Source organism: Sphingobacterium sp. 2149 (assembly GCF_031455655.1).
GTDB lineage: Bacteria > Bacteroidota > Bacteroidia > Sphingobacteriales > Sphingobacteriaceae > Sphingobacterium.
Window position 1 is genome coordinate 272,636 of sequence record NZ_JAVDTD010000006.1, and the last position, 25,461, is coordinate 298,096.

Annotated in this window: 24 protein-coding genes and 2 tRNA genes; 9 read left to right on the plus strand and 17 right to left on the minus strand. The window is 40.6% G+C overall.

Annotated elements, in window-relative coordinates; translation table 11 throughout:
• Positions 1-84 precede the first annotated feature (84 nt).
• Positions 85-1,467 carry a phosphoglucosamine mutase gene (glmM, locus tag J2X77_RS11000; RefSeq protein WP_209577871.1) on the minus strand — a complete coding sequence of 461 codons (1,383 nt, stop codon included), beginning with the start codon at positions 1,465-1,467 and terminating at the stop codon, positions 85-87.
• Positions 1,468-1,667: 200 nt separating this feature from the next.
• Between glmM and J2X77_RS11005 the strand changes: the two genes are divergently transcribed.
• Both J2X77_RS11005 and J2X77_RS11010 read left to right on the plus strand, forming a co-directional pair.
• Entirely contained in the window at positions 1,668-2,249 is a 582-nt protein-coding gene (locus J2X77_RS11005; RefSeq protein ID WP_209577870.1) for a phosphatase PAP2 family protein, read from the plus strand.
• Positions 2,249-3,058 carry a ZIP family metal transporter gene (locus J2X77_RS11010; protein ID WP_209577869.1) on the plus strand — a complete coding sequence of 270 codons (810 nt, stop codon included), beginning with the start codon at positions 2,249-2,251 and terminating at the stop codon, positions 3,056-3,058. The genes J2X77_RS11005 and J2X77_RS11010 overlap by 1 nt, the downstream gene beginning before the upstream one ends.
• A gap of 5 nt (positions 3,059-3,063) precedes the next feature.
• On the opposite strand, the gene J2X77_RS11015 is transcribed toward J2X77_RS11010, so the two are convergent.
• Positions 3,064-3,513 carry a MarR family winged helix-turn-helix transcriptional regulator gene (locus J2X77_RS11015; RefSeq protein ID WP_209577868.1) on the minus strand — a complete coding sequence of 150 codons (450 nt, stop codon included), beginning with the start codon at positions 3,511-3,513 and terminating at the stop codon, positions 3,064-3,066.
• A gap of 129 nt (positions 3,514-3,642) precedes the next feature.
• On the opposite strand from J2X77_RS11015, the gene J2X77_RS11020 reads away from it, so the two are divergent.
• From J2X77_RS11020 to J2X77_RS11035, 4 genes are all read left to right on the plus strand, one after another.
• Positions 3,643-3,882: a FeoA family protein gene (locus tag J2X77_RS11020; RefSeq protein WP_209577867.1), complete on the plus strand. Its 240-nt coding sequence runs from the start codon at positions 3,643-3,645 to the stop codon at positions 3,880-3,882.
• On the plus strand, positions 3,882-5,984 hold the full coding sequence (gene feoB / locus J2X77_RS11025; RefSeq protein WP_209577866.1) for a ferrous iron transport protein B: 2,103 nt from the start codon (positions 3,882-3,884) through the stop codon (positions 5,982-5,984). The genes J2X77_RS11020 and feoB overlap by 1 nt, the downstream gene beginning before the upstream one ends.
• A gap of 7 nt (positions 5,985-5,991) precedes the next feature.
• Positions 5,992-6,153 (plus strand): FeoB-associated Cys-rich membrane protein, encoded by a 162-nt coding sequence (locus tag J2X77_RS11030; RefSeq protein ID WP_209577865.1) that lies wholly within the window; start codon positions 5,992-5,994, stop codon positions 6,151-6,153.
• A gap of 338 nt (positions 6,154-6,491) precedes the next feature.
• Positions 6,492-7,910: an amino acid permease gene (locus J2X77_RS11035; RefSeq protein WP_209577864.1), complete on the plus strand. Its 1,419-nt coding sequence runs from the start codon at positions 6,492-6,494 to the stop codon at positions 7,908-7,910.
• Positions 7,911-8,039: 129 nt separating this feature from the next.
• On the opposite strand, the gene J2X77_RS11040 is transcribed toward J2X77_RS11035, so the two are convergent.
• Positions 8,040-9,104, minus strand: coding sequence for a PA0069 family radical SAM protein (locus J2X77_RS11040; RefSeq protein WP_209577863.1), 1,065 nt, complete (start codon positions 9,102-9,104; stop codon positions 8,040-8,042).
• Between the two features lie 225 nt (positions 9,105-9,329).
• A complete protein-coding gene (gene mnmA / locus J2X77_RS11045; RefSeq protein WP_209577862.1) occupies positions 9,330-10,421 on the minus strand; it encodes a tRNA 2-thiouridine(34) synthase MnmA in 1,092 nt (363 codons plus the stop codon).
• A gap of 187 nt (positions 10,422-10,608) precedes the next feature.
• On the opposite strand from mnmA, the gene J2X77_RS11050 reads away from it, so the two are divergent.
• Both J2X77_RS11050 and J2X77_RS11055 read left to right on the plus strand, forming a co-directional pair.
• Positions 10,609-10,681, plus strand: a tRNA-Phe gene (locus tag J2X77_RS11050).
• A 42-nt stretch (positions 10,682-10,723) separates the two neighbouring features.
• Positions 10,724-10,796: transfer RNA gene (locus J2X77_RS11055), tRNA-Phe, on the plus strand.
• A gap of 127 nt (positions 10,797-10,923) precedes the next feature.
• Here J2X77_RS11055 and J2X77_RS11060 read toward each other — a convergent pair.
• The 7 genes from J2X77_RS11060 to fucP all read right to left on the minus strand — a co-directional run bounded on the left by J2X77_RS11060 (position 10,924) and on the right by fucP (position 17,892).
• On the minus strand, positions 10,924-11,715 hold the full coding sequence (locus J2X77_RS11060) for an SDR family oxidoreductase (RefSeq protein ID WP_209577861.1): 792 nt from the start codon (positions 11,713-11,715) through the stop codon (positions 10,924-10,926).
• A 174-nt stretch (positions 11,716-11,889) separates the two neighbouring features.
• Positions 11,890-12,717, minus strand: a complete 828-nt coding sequence (locus J2X77_RS11065) for an amidohydrolase (RefSeq protein WP_209577860.1) — start codon at positions 12,715-12,717, stop codon at positions 11,890-11,892.
• A gap of 24 nt (positions 12,718-12,741) precedes the next feature.
• Positions 12,742-13,599 carry a fumarylacetoacetate hydrolase family protein gene (locus tag J2X77_RS11070; RefSeq protein ID WP_209577859.1) on the minus strand — a complete coding sequence of 286 codons (858 nt, stop codon included), beginning with the start codon at positions 13,597-13,599 and terminating at the stop codon, positions 12,742-12,744.
• A gap of 40 nt (positions 13,600-13,639) precedes the next feature.
• The gene (locus tag J2X77_RS11075; RefSeq protein ID WP_209577858.1) at positions 13,640-14,404 is read right to left on the minus strand and encodes an SDR family NAD(P)-dependent oxidoreductase; all 765 of its coding nucleotides are present in this window, start codon (positions 14,402-14,404) and stop codon (positions 13,640-13,642) included.
• Between the two features lie 218 nt (positions 14,405-14,622).
• Positions 14,623-16,284: a UxaA family hydrolase gene (locus J2X77_RS11080; protein WP_209577857.1), complete on the minus strand. Its 1,662-nt coding sequence runs from the start codon at positions 16,282-16,284 to the stop codon at positions 14,623-14,625.
• Positions 16,284-16,616: an L-rhamnose mutarotase gene (locus J2X77_RS11085; protein ID WP_209577856.1), complete on the minus strand. Its 333-nt coding sequence runs from the start codon at positions 16,614-16,616 to the stop codon at positions 16,284-16,286. The genes J2X77_RS11080 and J2X77_RS11085 overlap by 1 nt, the downstream gene beginning before the upstream one ends.
• 10 nt (positions 16,617-16,626) lie before the next feature.
• The gene (fucP, locus tag J2X77_RS11090; RefSeq protein ID WP_209577855.1) at positions 16,627-17,892 is read right to left on the minus strand and encodes an L-fucose:H+ symporter permease; all 1,266 of its coding nucleotides are present in this window, start codon (positions 17,890-17,892) and stop codon (positions 16,627-16,629) included.
• A gap of 143 nt (positions 17,893-18,035) precedes the next feature.
• Between fucP and J2X77_RS11095 the strand changes: the two genes are divergently transcribed.
• Positions 18,036-18,899: an AraC family transcriptional regulator gene (locus tag J2X77_RS11095; protein ID WP_209577854.1), complete on the plus strand. Its 864-nt coding sequence runs from the start codon at positions 18,036-18,038 to the stop codon at positions 18,897-18,899.
• Here J2X77_RS11095 and J2X77_RS11100 read toward each other — a convergent pair.
• From J2X77_RS11100 to J2X77_RS11125, 6 genes are all read right to left on the minus strand, one after another.
• The gene (locus tag J2X77_RS11100; protein WP_307185266.1) at positions 18,888-19,859 is read right to left on the minus strand and encodes an NAD(P)H-quinone oxidoreductase; all 972 of its coding nucleotides are present in this window, start codon (positions 19,857-19,859) and stop codon (positions 18,888-18,890) included. The genes J2X77_RS11095 and J2X77_RS11100 overlap by 12 nt on opposite strands.
• Positions 19,856-22,528: a TonB-dependent receptor gene (locus tag J2X77_RS11105; protein WP_310080742.1), complete on the minus strand. Its 2,673-nt coding sequence runs from the start codon at positions 22,526-22,528 to the stop codon at positions 19,856-19,858. Before J2X77_RS11105 ends, J2X77_RS11100 begins: the two co-directional genes overlap by 4 nt.
• 223 nt (positions 22,529-22,751) lie before the next feature.
• Positions 22,752-23,279 (minus strand): ferritin, encoded by a 528-nt coding sequence (locus J2X77_RS11110; protein ID WP_209577852.1) that lies wholly within the window; start codon positions 23,277-23,279, stop codon positions 22,752-22,754.
• Positions 23,280-23,604: 325 nt separating this feature from the next.
• On the minus strand, positions 23,605-23,979 hold the full coding sequence (locus J2X77_RS11115) for a DUF6686 family protein (protein ID WP_209577851.1): 375 nt from the start codon (positions 23,977-23,979) through the stop codon (positions 23,605-23,607).
• Positions 23,980-24,155: 176 nt separating this feature from the next.
• Entirely contained in the window at positions 24,156-24,515 is a 360-nt protein-coding gene (gene hpf, locus J2X77_RS11120; protein ID WP_209577850.1) for a ribosome hibernation-promoting factor, HPF/YfiA family, read from the minus strand.
• Between the two features lie 14 nt (positions 24,516-24,529).
• Positions 24,530-25,411, minus strand: a complete 882-nt coding sequence (locus J2X77_RS11125; protein ID WP_209577849.1) for a tyrosine-type recombinase/integrase — start codon at positions 25,409-25,411, stop codon at positions 24,530-24,532.
• Positions 25,412-25,461 lie beyond the last annotated feature (50 nt).

Here is a 25,461-nt window from a genome sequence, read left to right on the forward strand (position 1 = left end):
TCTAAAACATCTTTCTATCTAGGCCTATTTTGTATTCGTCAACTTAGTCCTAAAACAAAAAGCTGCAGATGCAGCTTTTTGTTTTTATTTTATTATTTCTTCAATTTCACTGATAATCTTCTGCGCGATCTGCTCAGCAGCTTCGGGCGTCGGCCCCTCAGAATAGATGCGGATGATCGGTTCGGTATTCGATTTGCGTAAGTGCACCCATTCATTTTCGAAGTCTATTTTCAGTCCATCAATGGTGGAATGATCTTCATTTTTATATTTCTCCTGCATTTTCGCCAATAGATTGTCAATATCTAATTCGGGCGTCAGGGTAATCTTATTTTTGGACATAAAGTACTGCGGTAAAGAAGCTCGGTATTCTGATGCCTTTTTACCAAGTTTTGCCAAGTGCGTCAAGAAGATCGCTACACCGACCAGCGCATCACGTCCATAGTGAGATGCCGGATAAATTACGCCACCATTTCCCTCTCCGCCGATGACCGCATCGACTTCTTTCATCTTTGTAACCACATTGACTTCACCCACGGCCGCTGCATAATATTCACCTCCATGTGCTTTAGTGACATCACGCAGTGCACGTGTAGAAGATAAATTAGAAACGGTATTTCCTTTTTTATGCTGCAACAGGTAGTCTGCTACGGCCACTAGTGTATATTCTTCACCGAATAATTCGCCGTCTTCCATCATAAAGACCAATCGATCGACGTCCGGATCCACAGCAATCCCCAAATCAGCCTCGTTCTCGACCACTGCTGCAGACAAATCTGTGAGATGTTCTTTCAACGGTTCGGGGTTATGCGGAAATTGGCCGTTGGGTTCACAATGGATCTTATAAATGGTCTGTACCCCCAGCGCATCCAACAACGCAGGGATAAAGGTACCGCCATTGCTATTGACTGCATCTAAAGCGACTTTAAAATTAGCGGCTTTAATGGCTTCTTTATCGACATATTCCAAAGCCAAAACAGCGTCTACATGTTTCTGCATGTAGGAATAGTCTTTATGGAGCTGTCCTAATTCCCCCACTTCGGAAAAATCGAAGTCCAAAGACTCGCCAAGAGCCAATACTTCCTGTCCTTCGGCATCTGAAATGAATTCACCCTTCGCATTCAATAACTTTAGCGCATTCCATTGGCCAGGATTATGTGAAGCAGTCAAAATAATACCGCCAGCTGCCTTTTCCATCGGTACAGCAATTTCTACTGTTGGAGTCGTGGATAGACCCAGATCAACCACATCAACACCGATGCTCTGCAAGGTACCTATCACCAGATTACTGACCATCTCACCAGAAACACGCGCATCTCTACCGATGACAATTTTTTTGATACCGCTCTGCTTGACAATGATTTTGCCATAAGCTGCTGTAAACTTAACGATATCTATGGGGGTAAGTGCTTCTCCAGCACGCCCGCCTATCGTACCTCGTATCCCTGATATTGATTTAATTAAAGTCATTTCTTTTGAATTGATTAACGCGTAAATTTAGCACAATGGCAATAAAATATCGAATTAAAATTATAAATAATAAATATTTAACGTATATTTGTTGCAACAAAGTTGTTTTTAACAGAAACAGTTCTTTGCAATGAAATTATTTTTACTTTTGAAAAACGAGTTTTTAAAGTTTGGGAGTTTCATTGTCATCAGCAACATTTATGATTCAACAGTTAATACACATCGATCAAGAGATTTTTCTAGCCATCAATCAAGGCTTGAGTAACCCGGTGTTTGATTGGTTATTGCCTATATTGCGCAATCCATATACCTGGGCACCTTTGTATTTGTTTCTGGTTATATTTTTCATTAAAACCTACGGTAAAACAGGTATACTCATTGTTGCCGTGACCCTGGCCACCTTTGGAATTTCCGATGGTCTGTCTTCTCATTTGATCAAAAAAACTGTCAAACGTATTCGACCTTGCAACGATGTGGAGTTTAAGGAAAATATTAACATCCGGGTGCGCTGTGGCTCTGGCTTTAGCTTTACTTCTTCGCATGCTGCCAATCATTTTTCCCTAGCGTTCTTCTGGATTGTTCTTTTTCGGAGAAGGTGGAAACATGTGCTTTGGCTTTGTATTGCCTGGGCGACGTTAATTTCAGTCGCTCAAATTTATGTTGGCGTTCATTACCCTTTTGATATTCTCTGTGGTGCCGTTTTAGGTATCTTGGTTGGTTTGGCAACAGGTTATTTATTCAAACGATTTGTACCAAGCTTTTTTAAAACTGAACAAGTATAATGAATTCAATTTTATTGATTTTAATTTTATTCGTACCTGCATTTGCAAGTGGAATTGCCGTATTTTTTGTACAAAAGAAAGGGACTAATTTTCTTAAACTGATCCTTTCTTTCAGTGGAGCCTATTTATTCTCCATTACTGTACTTCACCTCATGCCCCATGTTTATCAGTCGACCAATACCTCACCCGAAGTATTGGGTATCTATGTCTTAGCTGGATTTCTTTTTCAGCTTTTTCTTGAACAGTTTTCCCAGGGGATCGAACATGGCCATATCCATGCGGACAATGACCACGACCATCATAACCATCGTTTTCCAATCGGTATTATGTTCAGTCTATGCCTTCATGCATTCCTCGAAGGTATGCCCTTGGCTGCGACGCACCAAACAGAGCTTGCACTGGGGATATCCATTCACCATATTCCAGCAGCATTTGCATTGGGAAGTATTTTACTCAGTACGCATGTAAAGAAAAATACCATCCTGATTACGCTCGCTTTATTTGCGGCAATGACCCCTTTTGGGTTTTTACTGAGTAAAGCTATCAGTGCAGGAGAAGTGGGCAATATCCAACAATATTTCGATAAAATCATGGCAGTAGTTATTGGTATTTTCTTACACATATCCACGACTATACTTTTTGAATCGGGCTCTATTGACCATCACAAATTCAATAAAAAGAAAATGATAGCTGTGATAGCAGGAGTTGCCATAGCACTGGGAAGCTTCTTATTTGTTGGAGATCACGACCATGGGCATGATCAGCATCATCAAACGCATGATCATGAACATCATGATCATGCGCATTAATTTTTTTAGCCACGAAGTTTATCTAGCAAGGCATTTAATGCAATAGCTTCTTCCTCGCTGATTCGGTTGGGCAAAATATCCATCATCAACATATCCTCATCAAGTCTTTTTAGAATTTCCAGGCCCTTGTTTGTGATAAAAAGATCCACAGCCCTTTTATCCGCTCCCGACTGACAGCGCGAAACCAGTTCTTTAGAAACCATACGGTCTATCATACGCGAGATATCTGGTGTAAAACTCAGCATTCTTGACCTAATGAGACTATTGGTTGCAGGCCTAGGATATCGTCCTCTTAATATACGCAGGACATTAAATTGTTTCAAAGTGATTCCTTCTTTAGCAGCTCGCTGTTCGAGCGCGTTGCTTATACAGTTATAGGTGTAGAGAATATTCACCGTACAACGATGCCATTCATTGCTGAATTTATTTACTTTGATTTCGTCCTCGATCTTCATTCTGGTTGATAATTAATCGTTTTATAGCATAAAGATAGCTGTTTTTTAGTAAATACATAACTATGACATTAGAATCATTCTAAATGGCGGAAATTCTGTATATTTGAGAAATTCAAAAAAAACAGGCAGATGCGTAATAGAACTAGCTTAGATAAGCTAAAAAAAGGGGAAAAGGCGGTAATTATTGATTTTGAATCACACGATATTCCAGCTAAATTTTTCGAATTGGGCTTTATACCCGGTACTGAGGTCGAGGTAAAACATATTGCTCCGCTAGATGGGCCAATATGCCTAAATATCCGTGCGAATAACGCCCTTATTGCTATCCGCAAATCAGAAGCTAAAGTCATCCTTATTGATCAGAAATAATGAATAACCCGATTATTGCACTTTTGGGGAATCCAAATGTGGGTAAAACATCTCTATTTAACCGGATTACAAAATTAAATCAGAAAGTAGGAAATTATCCTGGAATTACGGTCGAGAAACGTGAGGGGCAAGTAAAAGCCAACAGTAAAACGTATCGTATCATTGATTTACCCGGAACCTATACTTTGTTTCCAAGTTCGATGGACGAAGAGGTTGTTTTCAACACTTTAGTCAATAAAGATAGTAGTTTCAGACCAAACCTTGTCGTTGTCGTTGCCGAACCCACCAATCTAAAACGGTCGATCATCCTTTATCAGCAAGCTCGCGAGCTTGGCCTACCGGCTATCTTTGTCATCAATATGATCGACGAAGCCAGGGAAAAAGGTATTACCATAGATGTTCAAAAACTTGAGCATTTGTTAAATACCAAGGTCTACCAAACCAATGCACGTACAGGGCAAGGTGTAGATCAGTTAATCAAAAACTTTGATGCTATTCCACCAATGTATATCAGTACGTTTAGCCTACCAAAGGAAGCGGATGCTGCATTGGAAGAAACGAAACGTCTCTTCCCGTTAGAGACTGAATACCATACCTGGCAATATTTAGCTAAGGGCGAAGTATCGTTTTTGTCGAAGGAAAAGAATCAGGCTATTCAGCAAATCCGCGAGAAATATCAATTAAGGGCTGATAAACTACAGAAAGAGGAGGCCATATTACGCAGCAAATCATTAGATAATAGCCTTGGAGAAATCTATGTAAAAGATGAGGCTTCAAATAAGAATAAAACAAATGCGATTGATAGCATTCTGCTTCACCCGATTTTTGGTTATGTGATCTTTTTTGGAATCTTATTTCTTATTTTCCAAGCAATTTACACGTGGTCTGGACCTGCGATGGATTTTATAGACGGTCTTTTTGGCGATCTTGCAGCCTATACACAGTCGGCACTTCCTGCGGGACCATTGACAGACTTGTTGAGTAACGGTATTATTAAGGGAATCGGCGGGATCGTCATCTTCATTCCGCAGATCGTCATCTTGTATGTCTTTATTTCGATTATGGAAGAAACGGGCTATATGAGCCGTGTCGTTTTTCTGATGGACCGCTGGCTTCGTCCCTTCGGGTTGAGTGGAAAATCAGTCATTCCATTGATTTCCGGAGTTGCCTGCGCTGTTCCTGCAGTGATGTCTGCACGTAACATCGAAAATAGCAAAGAGAGATTAGTGACTATTCTAGTGACACCTTTTATGACCTGTTCTGCACGTCTGCCTATTTATATTGTGCTGATCGGACTAGTGATACCAGATACGCGATTAGGTGGATTTCAAATTCAAGGGATTGTATTGTTTGTCATGTATCTCCTCGGGATATTTGCAGCCCTGCTATCTGCTATTATCCTTACCAAAGTGATTAAATCGAAGCACAAATCATTTCTCATCTTTGAACTTCCCACTTATAAGACTCCGGATTGGAAAAACGTTGCCTTAAATGTATGGGAAAAAGCGTCCAGTTTTGTCTTTGGTGCTGGTAAAATCATTTTGGCGATTTCCATTATACTATGGGCATTGGGCAGCTTTGGACCGAATGACAAATTTAGCCGGGCAGAAGAATATGTAACAAAGAATAACCCGAATTTACCCGAAGCAGATTTAGAACATGAAGTTTCATCTTATCGACTGGAGCACTCTTTCCTGGGCTATCTTGGCATGGCTATTGAACCTGTAGTTGAACCATTGGGGTACGATTGGAAGATGGGCATCGGTCTAATTTCTTCTTTTGCTGCACGTGAAGTATTTGTTGGCACAATGGCTACGGTATATAGTCTCGGAGATGAAGTGGATATCGAAGATGAAGCGTCTAAAACAACGGTATTAGGCAAAATGAAAAGTGAAATTAACCGAAATACCGGTTTACCCGCTTACAATTTGGCGTCAGGTGTATCCTTACTATTGTTTTACGCATTCGCTATGCAATGTATGAGTACGATCGCGGCGGTAAAAAGGGAAACAGGATCTTGGAAATGGACTTTAATACAACTTGGTTTTATGACGGGCGTAGCCTACCTCAGTGCATTAATCGCTTATCAACTTTTAAAATAAAAGAGCTATGGATAATGTAACCGTACAATATATCATCGTGGGAATTCTCGTTTTGGCGGCTATATGGTATGTCGTTAAAAATGTCCGAAAATCATTAAAGGGCAAGTCGAGCTGTTCCAAAGGTTGCGGATGTGACTGCAGTGCTGAAAAAGCTTCAAAAGCAAATTAATTTGTCCTTTTAAGTAGCATTTGCAAATAAGATTTCGTTATTAGTTAGAGTGGCCAAAAATCACACTAGCTACTATAAAGTAAAGCGCCGTTTTTTTTAAGAAAATTACGGCGCTTGCTGTTTCTTAGCAATAATGTGCACAAATACCTAAGTGTTTTATTAACTTTATGCGCTTAGGACAAAATATGGGCTGAGGAGCCAAGTTATTCAAACGCAATTTCGCTCGACAGTATTCATTTTGGACAACCTGATTCTGGCTGAACGCTACCGCTATGGTTGGAGGCTTTCCGAACCAAGAACCAGATCAAAACAGATTAGTTACCGTATTAACCATTCATATGGAGAAACAGAACAATAAGGAAGAGTTAAAGAGAGGTCTTCAAAATAGACACATTCAATTGATTGCCCTCGGCGGTGCAATCGGAACTGGCTTATTTTTAGGCATTGGAAAAGCAGCTACATTGGCCGGACCCGCCGTTATCCTTGGTTATGCATTTGCTGGGATTATTGCTTTTTTTATAATGCGACAATTGGGCGAGATGGTGGTCGAGGAACCTGTTTCAGGAAGCTTTAGCTACTTCGCCAATAAATACTGGGGCTCTTTTGCCGGTTATGCTTCGGGCTGGAACTATTGGGTCCTTTATATTTTGGTAAGCATGGCCGAACTGACCGCAATAGGTGTTTATGTACAGTTTTGGTGGCCCGAAATACCGTTATGGGCATCAAGCCTATTTTTCTTCTTTGCGATCAACGCCCTGAATCTGGCTTCCGTAAAAATATATGGGGAGACGGAATTTTGGTTTTCCATTATTAAAGTAGTCGCCATTATTGCAATGATTGTTTTTGGTGTTTACCTGCTTCTAAGCGGTACGGGAGGTGAGCAGGCAAGCCTCAGCAACCTGACTTCACATGGCGGTTTCTTCCCCAAAGGCTGGTTTAGCGAAACAACGGACGGCAATTTTGAAGGACTCCTTTCTGCCATGGCCTTGATTATGTTTTCTTTTGGCGGACTGGAATTGGTTGGTATCACCGCCGCTGAAGCCGAAAATCCGGAAAAAAATATCCCGAAAGCAACCAACCAAGTGATCTATCGGATTCTGATCTTTTATGTCGGCGCTTTGATCATTCTTTTCTCTTTGACGCCATGGACAAACATCACCGCCGATACAAGTCCCTTTGTACTGGTGTTTGACAAACTCAATGGATTCGAATTTGCCCTCTTTGGAAAGACTTTTTATTTCACTAAAATTATCGCAAATGCGTTAAATCTTATTGTCCTTACAGCAGCATTGTCTGTCTATAACAGTAGTGTATATAGCAACAGTAGAATGTTATATGGATTGGCAGAACAGGGTAATGCTCCTCGTTTTCTATCAAAACTCAACAAAAACCATGCTCCTATCAATGCGATTTTGGTCTCTGCATTGTTTGCCGCTGTTTGTGTATTTATCAACTATGTTGCACCAAAAAATGCCCTGGAGATTTTGATGTCACTGGTGGTTTCTTCACTGATTATCAACTGGGTCATGATTTCCATTACACATTTGTACTTTAGAAAGAATAAACTCGACGCGCATTTACAAACCAAATTCCCATCTTTTCTATATCCATTGAGTAATTACATCTGTTTGGTCTTCTTAATTGCCATGCTCGGCATTATGTGGCTAACGGGGATGAAACTACCGGTAGAACTGATTCCTGCTTGGCTTATATTACTTTATGTGAGTTATGTATTAATCAAAAGAAAGAGATCTTAGTTCACTGAACTTCGATCTTATCAATAAAAAAAGCCTGATTCATTGCATGAATCAGGCTTTTTTTTGCTAAAATTTAATGTAGATATTCCTTCTCGAGAATAGCAAATTCATAATTGCCGCTCCAACCATCTAAAACAATCCCAGCTGCGCGCCTGCATCTGGTAAGCGAAAAAGATCCCTTCTTAAGGATGGAAGCGTCCCATTATTCATATATTTCTTGACGGAAAGCTTGAATAAATGCTGTAAGCTTTCGGCCATATGGCCATCCCCTTTTATCCTCCGTCCAAAATCGGTATCATTAATTTTTCCACCATGACAGGCTTCAATCCAATGTAATACCTTTTCAGCTCGGGCAGGATAGTTCTGATAGAGCCAGTCCTTAAAGATACCGCCGATCTGTCCATTGAGCCTCACGATGGTATAAGAGGCTGTTATTGCCCCCGCATCTGCTCCCGCACGAATCAAATCTGAAATCTCATCACTATTGATCCCCGGAACGATGGGCGCCATCATTAGCATGACGGGTACACCTATCCCTGTCAATCCCTCGATCAGTTTCAACCGGGCCGATGCCGTAGCCGTACGTGGTTCCATTTTCTGGCGTACCTCCTCCCGCAACGAATTGATGGTCACGGCAACGGAAACCAGATTTAGTGCCGCAAGTTCGCGCAAGAGATCAAAATCCCGTCGCATCAGTACATTTTTACTGATGATAGAAACAGGATGCTGGTATTTAACCATCAATTCTAAGATCGATCGAGTGATGCCCAATTTTCGTTCGATAGGTTGATAACAATCTGTATTCCCAGAAAGCATAATCAAATCAGGCTGATAGCTCGCTTTCCTGAATTCCTGTTCGAGCAGCTGCGCCGCATTATGCTTTACCAAGATCTTCCGTTCAAAATCCAGTCCTGCACTGAACCCCCAATACTCGTGTGAATTGCGCGCGTAGCAATAAATACAGCCATGCTCACAGCCCTGATAAGGATTAATAGACCTTTCGAAACGCAGGTCAGGACTATTGGATTTGGATATAATCGATTTCGGATGTGTCGAAATAAACTGCGTTTTTGCAGTACCCAAAAATTCCTCATCCAGCCCCTCGACATGCTCCTGCACATATTGGTTCACAAAAAACTTGTTATTGGGATTAATCTGTGCCCCTCTACCCTTGAAATATTCCGACGAATTCATAGGTTAAAATTACTAATTATTTTAGTAAAAACAAAACAGGTAATAATTATATTAACTTTTAACCTTAAGGTGTAAAGCTAAAAATTGCTATTAAATAGGTCGATCAAACTCGTCTACTCTATAGTAAATTTAAATGGATAGTATATAGAATGAATAAAAAATCCCTATACTGTATCTACAGCATAGGGATTAAAACTCTTCTTCTGAATCTCGTACGGATGCCTGTTATTTCATTAAGAAACCACCACCGAGTAGATCATTCCCTTCATAGAAAACGGCAGATTGCCCTGGAGCAATACCTTTTACATTATGCACAAAGTCGATACGGACTTTATCATCTTCTTGCGAAATGGTCGACAAAGCACCTGAATCTTTATAACGCACTTTTGAGATAGCTTCCATCGGTTGATCCAGTCCTGCATATTTGACAAAGTTTACATTACGAACGTAAGCGTGTGACTTTTCAAGTTCATGTTCTTCACCCAAGACCACCGTATTACTTTCCGGAAGGATCTCAATCACAAACATGGGTTTACCCAAAGCAATACCTAAGCCTTTACGTTGACCGATGGTGAAATAAGGGTAACCAATATGTTTGCCGACTACAGTACCATCAGAAAGAATAAAATTACCAGGACCGATCTGTTGATCCAAGGTAGGTACTTTGTGTCTCAGAAACGCACGGTAATCGTTGTCGGGAACGAAACAGATTTCATAACTCTCTGACTTATTGGCCAGTTCCTTTTGTCCCATATCTAAGGCCATTTGGCGAATCTCTTTTTTCGTGAAAGATCCTAAAGGGAACTGCGTCCGCGCAAGGTTTTCTTGTGAAACGCCCCATAAAACGTAGGATTGATCTTTATTCTCATCCTTACCTTTGGAGATCACATAGCGGCCATTGTCGTGCATGCGAATATTTGCGTAGTGTCCTGTAGCGATAAATTCACAGTCCAATTTGTCGGCACGTTTCATTAAAGCCTCCCACTTGATATGGGTATTACACAATACACATGGGTTCGGCGTGCGACCAGCAATATATTCTTCAACAAAATTATCAATTACAAAGTCCCCAAACTCATCGCGTATATCCAATATATAATGCGGGAAACCATAGTTTACGGCTAATGTACGAGCGTCATTGATACTATCAAGGCTACAACATCCGGTCTCTTTAGACGAACCACCTGCGGATGCATAATCCCACGTCTTCATCGTGATACCGATAACCTCATATCCTTGTTCGTGGAGCATAACAGAAGCAACGGAGCTATCTACCCCCCCACTCATTGCAACTAAAACTCTTCCTCTTTTACTCATCTCTATTTATTGAAGTGCAAAGATACAGCTTATTCCTTTTTCTGTATGTTAGTTTCTTGTAATTTTATCTCAATCAAAATCAACATGTTCGAAAAAAGTACGAAAATAATCTGCATAAAAGTTTTAGAATTCAAATTATCAGACTATATTTGCATCGCAATAGGGGAACAAACCCATAGCAAAAAGCGGTGCCATAGCTCAGCTGGTAGAGCAAAGGACTGAAAATCCTTGTGTCCCTGGTTCGAACCCAGGTGGCACCACGCTTCAATCTGATGATCACAGATTTAAATAAAAGGTCAACTGGTGCCATAGCTCAGCTGGTAGAGCAAAGGACTGAAAATCCTTGTGTCCCTGGTTCGAACCCAGGTGGCACCACAAAAAAAGCCTGTTCAAATGAACAGGCTTTTTTTGTTTTAATAATACACTACTGCATAAATTTTGGAAATTGAACGAAAGTCTCACTTATGCTAAAGTCCAATTTCCAACATCCAATCGCTGTTTACTACGATTCAGCGATAATCGAACGGTCTAGATGCACATATCCACCATCGACATGAATCAACTGTCCTGTTGTATGGCTTGACTTATCGGAAAGCAGAAAGACTGTTGTATCGGCAATTTCCGCAGCTGTTGTCATCCGATGCCCTAACGGAATGCGATCCGTTATTTTTTTCAATGTCTCTTCTGGATTTGCTAAAGTTTGGATCCAGGTATCGTATTGGGGTGTTGCGCATTCTGCTACGATAATAGCATTTACACGAATCGAATAAGGCAACAATTCTACGGCCCATTCCCGTGTAAGCGCATTACGTCCGCCATTAGATGCCGCATAAGCTGAGGTATTCCCCTGCCCTGTTTCGCCAGTTTTGGAAGAAATATTCACGATACTGCCTTTCGATGCTTTCAATGCATCCAAAGCATGATGGGCCATTAGGTAATAGTGAATTAAGTTTTTGTGTAGAGAAGCAACAAATTTCTCGTAATTTCCAGAAGCTAGTCCAACACCGTCATTCTGTCCGGCATTGTTCACCAAACCATCAATGCGACCGTATACTTCCAATGTCTTTTGGACCGCTCTTTCACAATCTTCGGGCCTAGACAACTCTGCTTCAATACAGAGTGCCTCAATACCAAACTGTTGGATTTCTGCCTTTACTTTTTCATTATCGGCCTGTTTACGGCCAACAATGACCGGAATAGCCTGTTCTTTAGCCAAAGCATGGACTACTGCGCGTCCGATGCCTTTTGCTCCACCGGTAACAATAATAACTTTATCTTTTAAATGAAGATCCATAATACTTTTATTGAATGGTTTGTTTCATTGATTGTGGTTAACAACAATGAACATGTTTCACTGGTTATTGATTAATTTATATTAAAGTCATTATGCTTATTATCTAGCTTCATGACCAACAAAAGCTTCAACATGCTATTTTTTGTTTTCATAACATGCTGAAGCTTTTCTTTTTTAAAGATTATACACCCGTATAGCGTTCTCTGCCCAAAAGGCATTCTTTTCTGCAGTTGTAAATTGCCCTAATTTATTTTCGACGATGGCAATACTCTCTTCGTAAGATGCCGCTAGGAGGCATACCGGCCAATCTGACCCGTACATGATACGTTTCTTCCCAAAACATAAAAATATGTGTTCCACATATTGTTTGAAATCATCCAGCTTCCACCCCTCCCAATCGGCCTCTGTAGCTAGTCCCGAAACTTTGCATACCACATTCGGAAAAGCGGCAAGTGCATCAATAAATACTGCCCACTCATCAAATTCCTTTGATTTGATGGGAGGCTTTGCAATATGATCCAACACAAACTGAAGTTCTGGATTTTGTCTTACACAAGCCAGCGTTGACGCGTAATGACGTGGGCGAATAAGCAGATCATATGTGTAACCGTAGTCCGCCAAAGCTTTCAGCCCATTTAAAACTGCCGGACGAATGAGAAAATCGGGATCCGCTTCCCCTTCAACAACGTGACGAAATCCTTTGATGATTGCAGTCGACTGATACGCGTCCAATTGTTGGCGGATATCTTGAGCCTGAAGATCTATCCAGCCCACAACCCCTTTTATAAAAGAGTACTCGTGTGCCAATTGAACCAAATAAGCGGTTTCCTCGTCAGATTCTTGCGCCTGAACAGCAATACTTCCTCCAAATCCATTCCGCTCCAGCAAGAACTGAATATCTAAAGGGGTAAAATCACGTTTTATAACTTGCATTTCTTCTGTAATCCAACTATATCTAATTGGATCGAATTTCCAGAAATGCTGATGGGTATCTATACGCATAATGAAAAGAAAACTTGTGAGCAATTAGTTTTTTGAATAGGCGACAACAGTCTGACGGGATTCACCAAGACCATCGGCTCCTAATTCGATCACATCGCCAGGCTTCAAATAAATAGGGGGATTAAACCCTAAACCTACTCCCGCAGGTGTGCCGGTTGATATAACGTCGCCAGGCAACAGGGTCATAAATTTAGACACATACGATACAACATGTGCTACCGAAAAGATCAGATCCTTCGTATTTCCATCTTGATAGGTTTTTCCGTTTACCTTTAACCATAGACGTACGTTGTTGATATCTTTGATCTCCTCTTTTGTCGCCATAAAAGGTCCCATAGGTGCAAAAGTATCACATCCTTTTCCTTTATCCCATGTACCACCGCGTTCCAGCTGATATTCACGCTCAGAAACATCGTTGTGCAATACATAACCGGCTACATAGTCCAACGCTTCACCTTCTTCTACATACGATGCTTTCTTACCTATGACAATACAAAATTCGACTTCCCAATCGGTCTTTAATGAGTCTTTTGGAATCATTACGTCGTCATATGGACCAATCAACGATGTGGTCGATTTCATGAAGATGATTGGTTCGGCCGGAATAGGAGCATTTGTTTCCTTGGCATGATCTAAATAATTTAATCCAATACAAACAATTTTGGATGGGCGGGCAAATGGTGCTCCTATACGTTCGCTCTGGGGAACTTCAATTAACTTACCATCATTTGCTTTTACAAATTCTTCTAAACGGGCTATACCATTCTCTGCAAAGAATTGTTCATCATAGTCACCACCAAATGCGCTTACATCGTAATTTACGCCATCGATCTGAACACCGATATTCTCTTTGCCTTGAGCTCCAAAACGTATTAATTTCATGTTTATAGTATTGAGATAATAGATATTTATTTTTAGCTTATTAATTATTCAATTTAATAAAACCACCATCAATCGGGTAGTCATTTCCGGTAATAAAGGCTGCATCATCACTGCACAAGAAAAGGGCTAATTTCGCAATTTCTTCCGGTTGTGCCATACGGCCTATTGGCTGGCTTGCCGATAACTTTTCAAACATCTCGTCCTCTTTGCCTGGATAATTTTTTGCAATAAATCCATCCACAAACGGTGTATGTACACGCGCTGGCGAAATACTATTGCAACGAATCCCATAGGCCATGTAATCTCGAGCAACAGACATCGACATCGCATGGATAGCGCCCTTGCTCATCGAATACGCGAAACGGTCGGTGATACCCACCCATGCAGCAATTGAAGCGAGATTAAGGATTGCTCCTGAACCTTGCGCTTTCATCAAAGGCACCACAGCAGACAATGCATTATAAGCGCCTTTGACATTCACGTTAAAAACACGGTCAAAATCTTCTGATTGACAATTTTCTAAATTACCAACATGAGCAATGCCAGCATTATTTACTAAAATATCAATTTTTCCGATATTTTGTGCTATAGAAGTAATTTCTTGCTGATCAGTCACATTGCACCGATGAAGCACAGCTTGTCCTCCCGAAGCCAAGATCTCGGTAACTACAGCCTTGCCCCCGTCTTCATTTAAATCCAAAATATGAACTTTTGCTCCTTCTGCAGCAAATTGCAAACTGATCGCACGGCCTATCCCACTACCACCCCCTGTGATAACAGCTACTTTTTGTTCTAATTTTCCCATTTTCTATTTACTTATTAGCGTCAACCCCAAATTTCCTTAATCTGTCGATGCAGCAAATTTCTCGCGTTGACTTTTCTTTTTATGACTATTCAATCGTTTTACTTTCCAATAAAGGCATGTACTTTTTCACCTGACTTTTTCATTTATCGGCAAGTACTTCCTTTACCGATTTTTTCCAACATCAGGTGCTTCCGCGCAAGCCCTGTGGTATTTTATCGCTACAAAGAAACACCTCGACGCCAAGGGATGAAATCATCTTGCCCCAACAACACGGCCTTTGGCTGTATTCTGCCAGAAGCAACTTCAATCACATAATCCAAAATGCGGTGTGCGGCTTCCTCAATAGTTTCTGTTCCTTCGATGATCGTACCACAGTTTAGATCCAGTATATCCGGCATTTTCTCAAAAGTCTTAGTATTGGTCGAAAGCTTTACTACTGGAGCGATTGGGTTTCCTGTCGGTGTACCCAGCCCTGTTGTAAACAGGACAATATTGGCGCCAGCTGCCACCTCTGCAGTGGTACTTTCTACATCATTACCAGGAGTACATAATAGGTTTAATCCCGGGCGGTTAGCGAGTTCAGGATAATCGACCACCGCCATAACAGGTGATGTTCCTCCTTTTTTTGCAGCTCCGGCAGACTTAATGGCATCAGTTATCAAACCGTCACGGATATTGCCTGGCGAAGGATTCATATAGAAACCTGAGCCGTCCGCTTCGGCTTTTGCATTATATATACGCATCAACGACATAAAACGATCTGCTGTAGGCTCATCGATACAACGATCACTCAACTCTTGTTCTACACCACATAACTCTGGAAATTCCGCCAAAATCACAGAACCGCCTAAAGTCACCAAAATATCCGACACAAAACCTAGTGCTGGATTGGCAGAGATGCCCGAAAAGCCATCTGAGCCGCCGCATTCCAAGCCGATACACAATTTGTCCAGCGGAGCAGGTCTGCGTTCATTTTGATCGGCTTGCATCATCCCTGCAAAAGTTGCTTTGATCGCCTTTTGCATAAGTTCCCTTTCGGTTCCCTCTTTCTGCTGCTCGAAAATATATAAAGGCCGATCGAAACCAGGACTTCGTTTTTCGATCTCCGCCTTCAAAATTGACGCCTGCGCATGCTGACATCCTAAACTCAACACGGTTGCCCCTGCCACATTTGGATGCGTGATATAGCCAGCCAAAAGGCCACATAGCGCATCCGAATCCATACGCGTTCCACCGCATCCCATCTCGTGATTTAAAAACTTGATTCCGTCAACATTTTTGAACAGACGGTCGTGCTCTCCCCCACTCGAATTCGCCAGTAGCTCGTGGTTAAGAATGTCGTTAATATCCGCACCAGACTTATAGCGCTCAATCAAATCCTCTACCTCGGAAACATAATTATTTGCTTTTACTTTATAGCCGAGTTTCTCCTCAAAAGCAGTTTTTAAAGTCATTACATTCCTGTTTTCACAGAACACTAACGGAATAACCAACCAGTAATTTGCCGTCCCCACAGTACCATTGGAACGGTAAAAACCATTAAAAGTTTTATCCTTAAAGGCCGAAACATCAGGTTTTGTCCAAGAAGTCTTCCGGTTACCCATTCTAAAATCTTCCGAAGCATGACGCAAGTTTTCAGTGGTAATAAGTTCACCTGCAGTTAAAGGGGTATTCAATTTTCCAACTAACACTCCGTACATCAATACTTCAGCATCTTGCTCCATGGGCTGGATGGTAAATTTATGTTTGGCAGCAACAGCTTGCTTTAATGGAAATTCTTTACCATTAAAAACAATCGTTGTTCCCTCGTCCAAGTCTTGTAAAGCGACGAGGACATTATCCATTGGATGGATCTGTAAATAGCGCTGTATAGCCATCATTATACTAATTCAAAAATTTTAGTCATCATTACCCATTTCTCCCCTGGCTTTGTCCCCGGAATTGCAGCCTGATATTTCCACATCAGCTGCTCCCATTCCTGCACCTTTTCATTGGCTTCATCCATAGCTGCTTTTCGCTCAAATGAAAAATCGTCGCCCACTTCCATATTCATAAACAATCTATTTTCAAAACGATAGATTTCCATCTGCAGAACGCCGGCATCCAGAATAGAACGTTTTATTTCTGGCCATACCTCACGGTGATAATCCTCATACTCCCGGATCAATTGCGGATCATTCACGAGATCCAATGCCATAACATATCTTTTCATTTTAACTAATTTAATGTGATTTTAGACTTTCAGTTTCCACAATACTGACCCTTCTATTTTGAAAGGCAAACAACAGAACAACAATAAAACAAACCAAAGGCACAAAATAACCATATTGGAAATTTCCTGTTTTATCAGAGATAAAACCCAAAATTGGAGGTAACAAAGCACCGCCCACAATTGACATGACGATCAGACTGGAAGCCGACTTCGTATCTGCTCCGATCCCCTGTACACCAAACGCAAAAATCGTTGGGAACATAATTGACATAAAGAAAGCGATACCAATTAGCGCATATAAGGTTTGAATGCCTGATCCGAAGATGACGAATAGGGATAAAAGGATGGCGATAAAGGAATAAATAATCAGCAGTTTGGAAGCGGATACAAAACGCATAAAAAATGTACCTATAAATCGTCCTAGCATAAAAGCCAGTCCGGCAAATCCGGCGTAGTCAGCCCCCTCTTTACCCGATATGCCGGCAACTTCCGTAGCAAACAATACCAGAAAACTTAAAACACAAACCTGGGCTCCGACATAAAAGAACTGAGCCACCACTGCCCATCGAACATTTGTGTGACGAAAAGCATGAAAAAAACCTGCCTTACCTTCTTCTTCCGCATCTTTGATATCAGGCAATTTTGTAAAGAAAAACAAGGCTGCGATCAATAAAATCAATATACCCAATACCACATAAGGCAATTTTACAGAAGCTGTTTCGGACTGGATATAAGCCATTTTTGCCTGTTCAGCCAATTGTGCCAGTTCCTCCTGCGATTTAGGCTCATGAGATAAAATAAATTTCCCACCAAAGATCGGAGCCACAAAGGCTGCCAGACCGTTAAAGGACTGTGCAAAATTAAGTCGCTGCGCCGATGAAGCCGGATCCCCCAATATAGCAACGTAAGGATTGGCAGCGGTTTCCAGAATCGTAAGACCACAGGCCACAACAAATAAGGCTCCTAAAAAGAAAACATAACTGATCGTGTTGGCAGCAGGTACAAAAAGAAAACAGCCAATCGCAAAAAAGATCAATCCGATCAAAATGCCAGCTTTATAGCCGTATCGTTTCATAATAATACCTGCAGGAATGGCCATCACAAAATAAGCGATGAATACGGCAGAATCGACCAATGAAGCTTGAAAGTGCGTTAAACTAAACGCATTTCTCAAATGCGGAATTAAGATTGGATCTAGGTTATGAATAAATCCCCAAAAAAAGAATAAGGATGTCACCAAAATCAAGGCAAATGTGTAACTCTTTTTATTCGTCATATCTTTCAAATGGTTATAAGTAGTTATTTATGTAAAATAAGCTTAAAAATCCTAGACAACATTCAAGTATATTATCAAATTATTAAGCTATATTACCATAGCCAAACTCAAATTGGTAACTTTACAGCATATATTTCACAATTATGAAAGCACAGCTGCTTCATTTAAACAGTAACCCTGAGCATTCATTCAATGCCAGAAGAGACAATACCCCGCAATACCACAACCTTTGGCATTATCACGAAGAACTGGAATTGATTTATTTTGCTAAAGGCTCGGGTACTCAATTTATTGGCGATAGCGTTAGGCGTTTTGAATCGGGCGACATCACACTGGTGGGTTCAAATTTACCTCATTACTGGCTGTTTGATGCCATTTATCTGCAGCAGGAAAAAGCTGAATGCGCAGATATCCGTGTAATTCATTTTAAAGAGAACTTTTGGGGAAATGATTTTATCAATTTACCTGAAAATAAAGCCATCAAAGAGCTTATTCGCGTATCCAAGAGAGGCATTTCATTAGCAGCGCATAGCCGATTAAAAACTATGCAATTAATTGATGCTATTTTGACGACAACCGGCACGTCACGTATTATTCATTTACTGGAGATCTTAACGTGCATTTCGGCCGAAGAAAAACATGATTTATTGACCAGCGCCACTTTTACCATCCAACTGCAAGATCAGGATGCCAACCGTATGCAGGTTGCGATGCACTTTATAGGTGAAAATTACCGCGACCAAATACGGCTGCATGACCTTGCTTCGCTAACGGGTATGACACCAAATTCATTCTGTCGCTTTTTCAAGTCACAGACCGGAAAAACACTCTTTCAATTTCTGATCGAAATGCGCGTTAAGACAGCCTGCAATTTATTAATAGAAAACAAACAGACGGTGAAGCAGATCTGTTTTGAAGCCGGTTTTCAAAACTTCTCCAGCTTTCACAAGTACTTCAAAACCGTAACCGGCACTACTCCCCTCAACTTTCAGCGATCAAAAGCTTAAGACGATCTTACCCAATAAGCTTGAGTCTTCCATCAGCCTATGAGCCTCAGGGGCCATAGCAAAAGGAAGCACTTGGTATATAGAGGGTTTAAAATGTCCAGCACTGAGCTTGGGCCATACCTGAGACCAGATCTCGTCACGTAGTATTTGCTTAAATTCGCGGTCTCGCGAACGCAGTGTACTTCCGGTTAAAAGGATGCGTTTTTGCATCAATTGCAGCAAATTCAATTCAACTTTTGCGTTTTCCATCGCGTTAATATACACCAGTCGGCCATCGGGGTTCAAGAGACGGATATTTTTCTCAAAATATGAGCCACCAATGCTGTCTAAAATAACATCCACGCCCAGCCCCTCGAGCAGCTGCTCGAAATCTTCTGTTTTATAATTTATAGTTTTGACGGCTCCCAATGATGCGCAAAAACTGGCTTTCTCGGGTGAGCTGACTGTCGTATATACTTCCGCACCAAACAAGGACGCGAGCTGAATTGCTGTACTACCAATCCCACCAGCACCACCATGTACCAAAAAGTGCTCACCTGTCTGCAATTTCCCCCGTCGGAAAACATTGTCCCATACCGTAAAAACGGTTTCTGGAAGTGAGGCTGCCTCGGCAAAGTCCAGATGATCTGGAATAGGCAAACAATGCCCTTGATAGACTTTGGCATAGGTGGCATAGCCTCCGCCCGCTACGAGTGCACAGACGCGATCGCCGATATTCCAGTCGGTGACATCCTTTCCTTTCTCAACGACAATACCAGCAATCTCCAAGCCAGGTATCCGAGGATTTACTCCGGCTGGCGCAGGATAACTCCCTTTACGTTGGAACACATCAGGTCTATTGACTCCTGCCGCTTTTACTTCCACTAAAACTTCGTATTGTCCGGGCTGCGGCATTTCCTCATCGCTAACTTGCAAAACTTCCGGCCCACCGGGTGCAGTAATAATAACAGCTTTCATCATGATTTTTTAGGGTATTTTTGTAATCTTATATTAAGGGAAAGCATAAAATAACGCGCCAGTCGATTATTACGGACATCCAAAATATCATTTCCTAAGACGACACGCGAAATCCCGGTATTCTGGTTCATTAAATCGAATCCCTGAAAACGCAGCATACCGAGGTTATTCCGTCCAAAAGTATATTCCATATACGCATTGATTATCGTCGGGCTAATATTGTTCCACGAGCTTGAATATCCTGCGTTAAACTTTTGGGAAAGCTCAAGTCCCATCGTAAAATGTGTACCCAGATATGCTTTAGATCCCAGTCCAACAATACCCGAATGCACGGTGATATTATCTTGCACAGGCCAATCAAATGTCGCCCTGTTCAAGGAATAGTTACCATTTAATTCGGCTTCGAAGATATCACTCCAGGTATAGCGAAACTGAATCGCTTGAGTAAACAAGAAGTGTCCACCAAAGCTCTTCTTATCGTTTACATACGAGATATTGTTATAATAATCGGCATTTCCGTTCAAGCTCATCTGCAGGTTATCGGACAACAACGAGGCTGTAAACAAATAATAACTCTTAACATCATAATATCCTTCTGTGTTGCGATAGGTCGTTTTTTGTATGGTCGAATTGGGATCAATTGTACGGTTGGCAACAATCTTATCATTCACCAGATTAAGAGCAAGACTAGCTTCTAAGTACTGACCACTGCGTGTAATTGATTTCCGGTATTTTGAAACAAAACTATGTGCAAATTCCGATTTTAGATCTTTATTTCCGACCACAATATTTTGTGTGTTGGTATTGTCCACCACAGGTTGTATTTGATAGAAACTAGGTTGATTATTACGCCCATAATAATCCACCGAAAGATCCTCCTCTTTGCTGAATTTCCATTTCAGTCCGGCAGAAGGTACAAGGTTCACATTGGAATAGGAGGTTTTTATCAGCTTGTCTGTTGAACTTCCTGTCAGCTCCGAAGGCTGAACCGCAAAGCCGAAACTCACTTTCACTTTGTCACTCAGATCTTGCCGATAAACCATACCGACTTTATTGCTTGCAAAAGCATAGTCGTACTTCAAACTCAGCGAATCCACCAAGAGAGGTCCATTGTCAAAGTTGTTGTCAAAAGTGGAACGTCTAGCATCAATCTTGGTATAGTCAAAATCGTAATTGATTTCCAAAGTCCCTCCTAAATCAACGGGTTCGACCAGGGACAGGCGACTTTGGATATTTTTATTTTCACTGCTGGAACGGACGCCTTGATTGAGATACGTCTCCGTTATTCTGGGCAAATTTGAGCTACTATCGATTGCTTTATTAAAGTCGCGGACTTCCTCGTCTTTATCCAAAGAATTAAAGTCAGTATGCAACGTATAAAGCACTTTCCGCCCCGGTTTGGTAAAACTTCTGACATAAAAAAGATCTAAAGCTGCTGCCGGACTTTCCGTAATACTGCCCGCATCATAGTTACCCGTACTACTCAATAAATTATTTTGTATCCTCCTATCTTTCAACGTATTGCTTGTAGCATTGGTATAAGATAATTTGGGCGATATTTTAAGCTGATCTTTGGGAGACAGCTTGATATCAAAGTCCCAGTCCATTTTGTGTGTACGATCAATCGATTTTATGCTGTAGTTTTCAGAATTGCTGATCAAATTATTCCCCCCTTTCCCATATCCGTATATGGACTGCAACAAAGAATTTCCCTGGATGTAATTATTCCGCTGCGTAAAAGAATATTTACCACTGCCGGTCACGTTTTTAGAAAGCGGACTGGAAAAACTGCCTCCTACAGATCCGATTTTATTCAGTCCATCTGTAGGGTCTGCAAAGTCAGCAAGTTCGCCCATTTCCCGCTCCCGCTCTCCACCATTGGGGGAACCGAAAGAAAAGAGGTTTGTGTTGGTATTGTTTACTGATGTGATAATAGAATATTCTCTTCCATCATTAAAGCGGTTCAGCCCAGCACTGCCCAGATAACGATCGGCCGAACCACCGCCCAATGTGGCCTGTCCAAAAGTAATTTTCTTCTTATCATCTTTGAGGACGATATTGAGGATCTTTTCCGATTCAGCACTTTTAATTCCTTTTGCTGTAGCCTCATCTCCATAAAAATCGATCACCTGAACACTTTTTACAAAATCTGCGGGTAGATTGCGTGTTGCTGTGAGCACATCGCCGCCAAAGAATTTTTTTCCATCGACCTTAACGGAGGATATAGGTTTGCCAAAGGCATAAACAGAACCATCCCTTGAAACCTGAACATTTGGCAACGCTTTGAGAGCCTCCTCCAACAGCGCGCGGTGATCGAATTGAAAGGCATCCAGATTAAATTGAACAGTATCCTGCTTATAGACGATAGGTTTATATTTCAGTACAACAACCTCTTTCAGCAGGGATACATGGGGGAACATCGTTAATTTTCCGACATCCAATGTCGCTGTTGTACTATTGTACAAAGGATAGCTACGTTCCAATATACTTAGGCCCAGCTGACTACAACTGATACGAATATCATTACCTTGCACACGGCTGAAATGAAAATAACCTGTATTGGACGTTGATGAGAACAAGGTATCGCGAGAGCTTGTCAGATGGACACTCACACCGTTTAACGGTTTTCCTGCTGTATCTACAACAATACCATACACCTCTTTTTTTGACACCTGCCCTAAGGCGCTTTTAGGTAAAAAAAACAAGTTCGTTATAGCTAAAAAAAGTACTAACCGGATAATATTCCCGTCCCTTAGTTCCATCAAACCGACTTTGCGATAATACAATTCAATATAAGAATTCTTAAGCTATTAACGTAAAAAGTTGTGATTTTGTATATAAAAAAACGAGCTGTCGGATAAACAGCTCGTTTTTTATACCTATTTTTAAAAATTACTATTCACCTGGAAAACTAACTTTAAGAAGGTGTTTGTCAATTTCCCAACGGCCAGTACCTTCTTCACCGATTACATCGAATAATTCAAGAATGCGTCTTGCTACATACTCTTCTTCCACCTGCTCTGCCAAGAACCATTGAACAAAATTAAAGGTAACATAATCTTTTTCTTTCGCACATCTATCAGCGATATTATTGAATTGTTCAGTAACAAACATTTCCTGCTCCAGTGTTTGTTCAAACACGCCACGGAACGACTCAAAATCTTGAGGAATACCGATCACCTCTGGAGAAATTGCACGTCCACCGCGATTGTTGATATAATTGAAAAGCTTCAACATGTGTTCACGCTCTTCGTTGGATTGCTTTGCAAAAAATTCTGAAGCGTTTTCCAAACCTTGATCATCACACCAAGATGACATAGCCAAATATAATGCAGAAGAATGAGCTTCAACTTTAATTTGCGCATTCAATATATTTTCGATCTCTTCTTTCAAAGAAGATTTTAATTTCAATAAATCTTTCATATTTACCTTAAGTTTAAATTCTAAAACATGCACAGGTGAAACACATCCTCACCTGATTGTATCACAAAGATACAGCAGAACTTTAAAATTTGTATCAAGAATATGTAATACGAATTCAGTCTAAATTAGGCCAAGCGGGCACAACTTGTTTAGAATCAATACAATTACAAATACAGCTCATCAATACTTTCGATAAGCGATCAATTAAAACGATTGGAGACATTATTGTTGAAAATAGTGTATGGCAACAAAAGAGAAAGGACAGCAGTATGAACTGCTTGTTTAAAATAAAAATTGGCTTAATACGATTCGTTTGATGTATTTACTACGCAAAAACTGCAAATGGCGAAACCTGAAGACACGTTCTGATTACGCTATTCAGCTCGATCATAAATTTAGCTCCGTCTAATAATTCACGTAACTGAAGCACATCTTCTACCGCTAAGATGAAACATCTTTCCGTACGGAAGGGCATGATGATTTCGAAATCCGACGAACGGGTAGTGTCATGAAGCATATGTTCGACATCAATGGCATCTATACGTTTTTTGAACATTAAAAAATCAGATACCGAGAAAGAAGTAGTCTCCTTATTATATTCCAACCAGAAACAATTTTTGCGGCTACATTGATAGACTTTACCTGTTGTAGTTGAAAAAACTTCCTCCACCTGTGCTAACGGACAAACCAATTCTGACATTTTTATTTCGCTTATCATTTAAATCGATCAAAAATAAATATTATTTATAATCAATCCAAGTAAAACTGTAGATTATTTTGATTTAATATAAATAAGCCTTTTAATCCTTCATTATCCATAAAAAAAGAGGCCAGTTGATACTGACCTCTTACATGAATAACTTTATTTTATCGTTTTTAATCGTATTCTTCTTCCTCTTCTTCCTCCACTACAAGAACGTCATTACGACTATTAATTACGGTATTTTTTGTTTTTGTTTTATGCTTATTTATCTGTCTACGAAGAGATTCCACGGCAATATCTGTTGCCTCTTCAAAACTTTTTGCCTGCCCCTTTGCAAATAGCTGACTTCCTGGGATATTCAATTTAATTTCCGAAATTTTGTTTGCCTCATCATCGACATTTTCCAATCGCAGATAGCATTCGCCACCAATAATGGAATCCAAAAACTGCTCCAATTTTCCTGTTTTCTTTTTAATAAAATCGATTAGCTTTTGATCAGCAGTAAATCGAATAGATTGCACAGTAATGTTCATTTTTCCTCCTTTTTTTAAGCTTTTGGATGAGCTTGTTTATAAATTGACTTCAATCGTTCTGCTGAGTTATGCGTGTATACTTGTGTTGCCGCAAGTCCTGCATGCCCCAGCAGCTCTTTAATTGCATTTAAATCTGCCCCATTATCCAATAGGGCTGTTGCGAACGTATGCCTCAAAATATGAGGACTTCGCTTACCTTGTGTGGAAATCAGTGTCAACTGCCGATGTACGATATCGTAGATCAGCTTGGCGTATGCCGGCTTCCCCTCTTTAGTAACGATCAGTAAGCTATTATTAGTATCAACAAATTGTGTCGCTTTTTGTTGTAAATAGTTTTTCAATTCTTTCAATAAAAGATTATTGATCGGAACGAGGCGTTCTTTGTTCCTTTTACCTAATATAAGAATGTTTTTACTAAAAAAATCAATATCCTGTTCTTTAATTTTCAACAATTCCGCTAATCGGATGCCTGTACCAAACAATAATTCCATCACCATATAATCACGGCAGGATTCAAATCCATCCTGCTCCTGCTCCATCTGATCCAATAAGCGCACCAATTTTTCCTTTTCGACAACTACCGGTAATTTTTTAGGAGTTTTTAACGCTTTAATAAGTGTCATGGGATTTTTGGCAATACATTCCTCACGTTGCAAAAATTTAAAATATGTTCGCAATGCAGACATGCTTCGGTTTACGGAGCTGGCATTCTTTCCAGATTCCACCATTTGCGCAAAATAATGCCGCAAATCACGGTATACGATATCCTGCACCATCAGTCCTTCCCGACCCAAAAAAGAATGAAACAGATCCAGCTCATGCTTATAAGCGACAACTGTGTGTTCTGAATATCTTTTTTCAATTTGCAAAAACCGAATAAACTCCTTTTCCAACATTTTTCCCTTGCTATATGGCTTAAATTACAAACTTAAAAGCACAAAAAAAA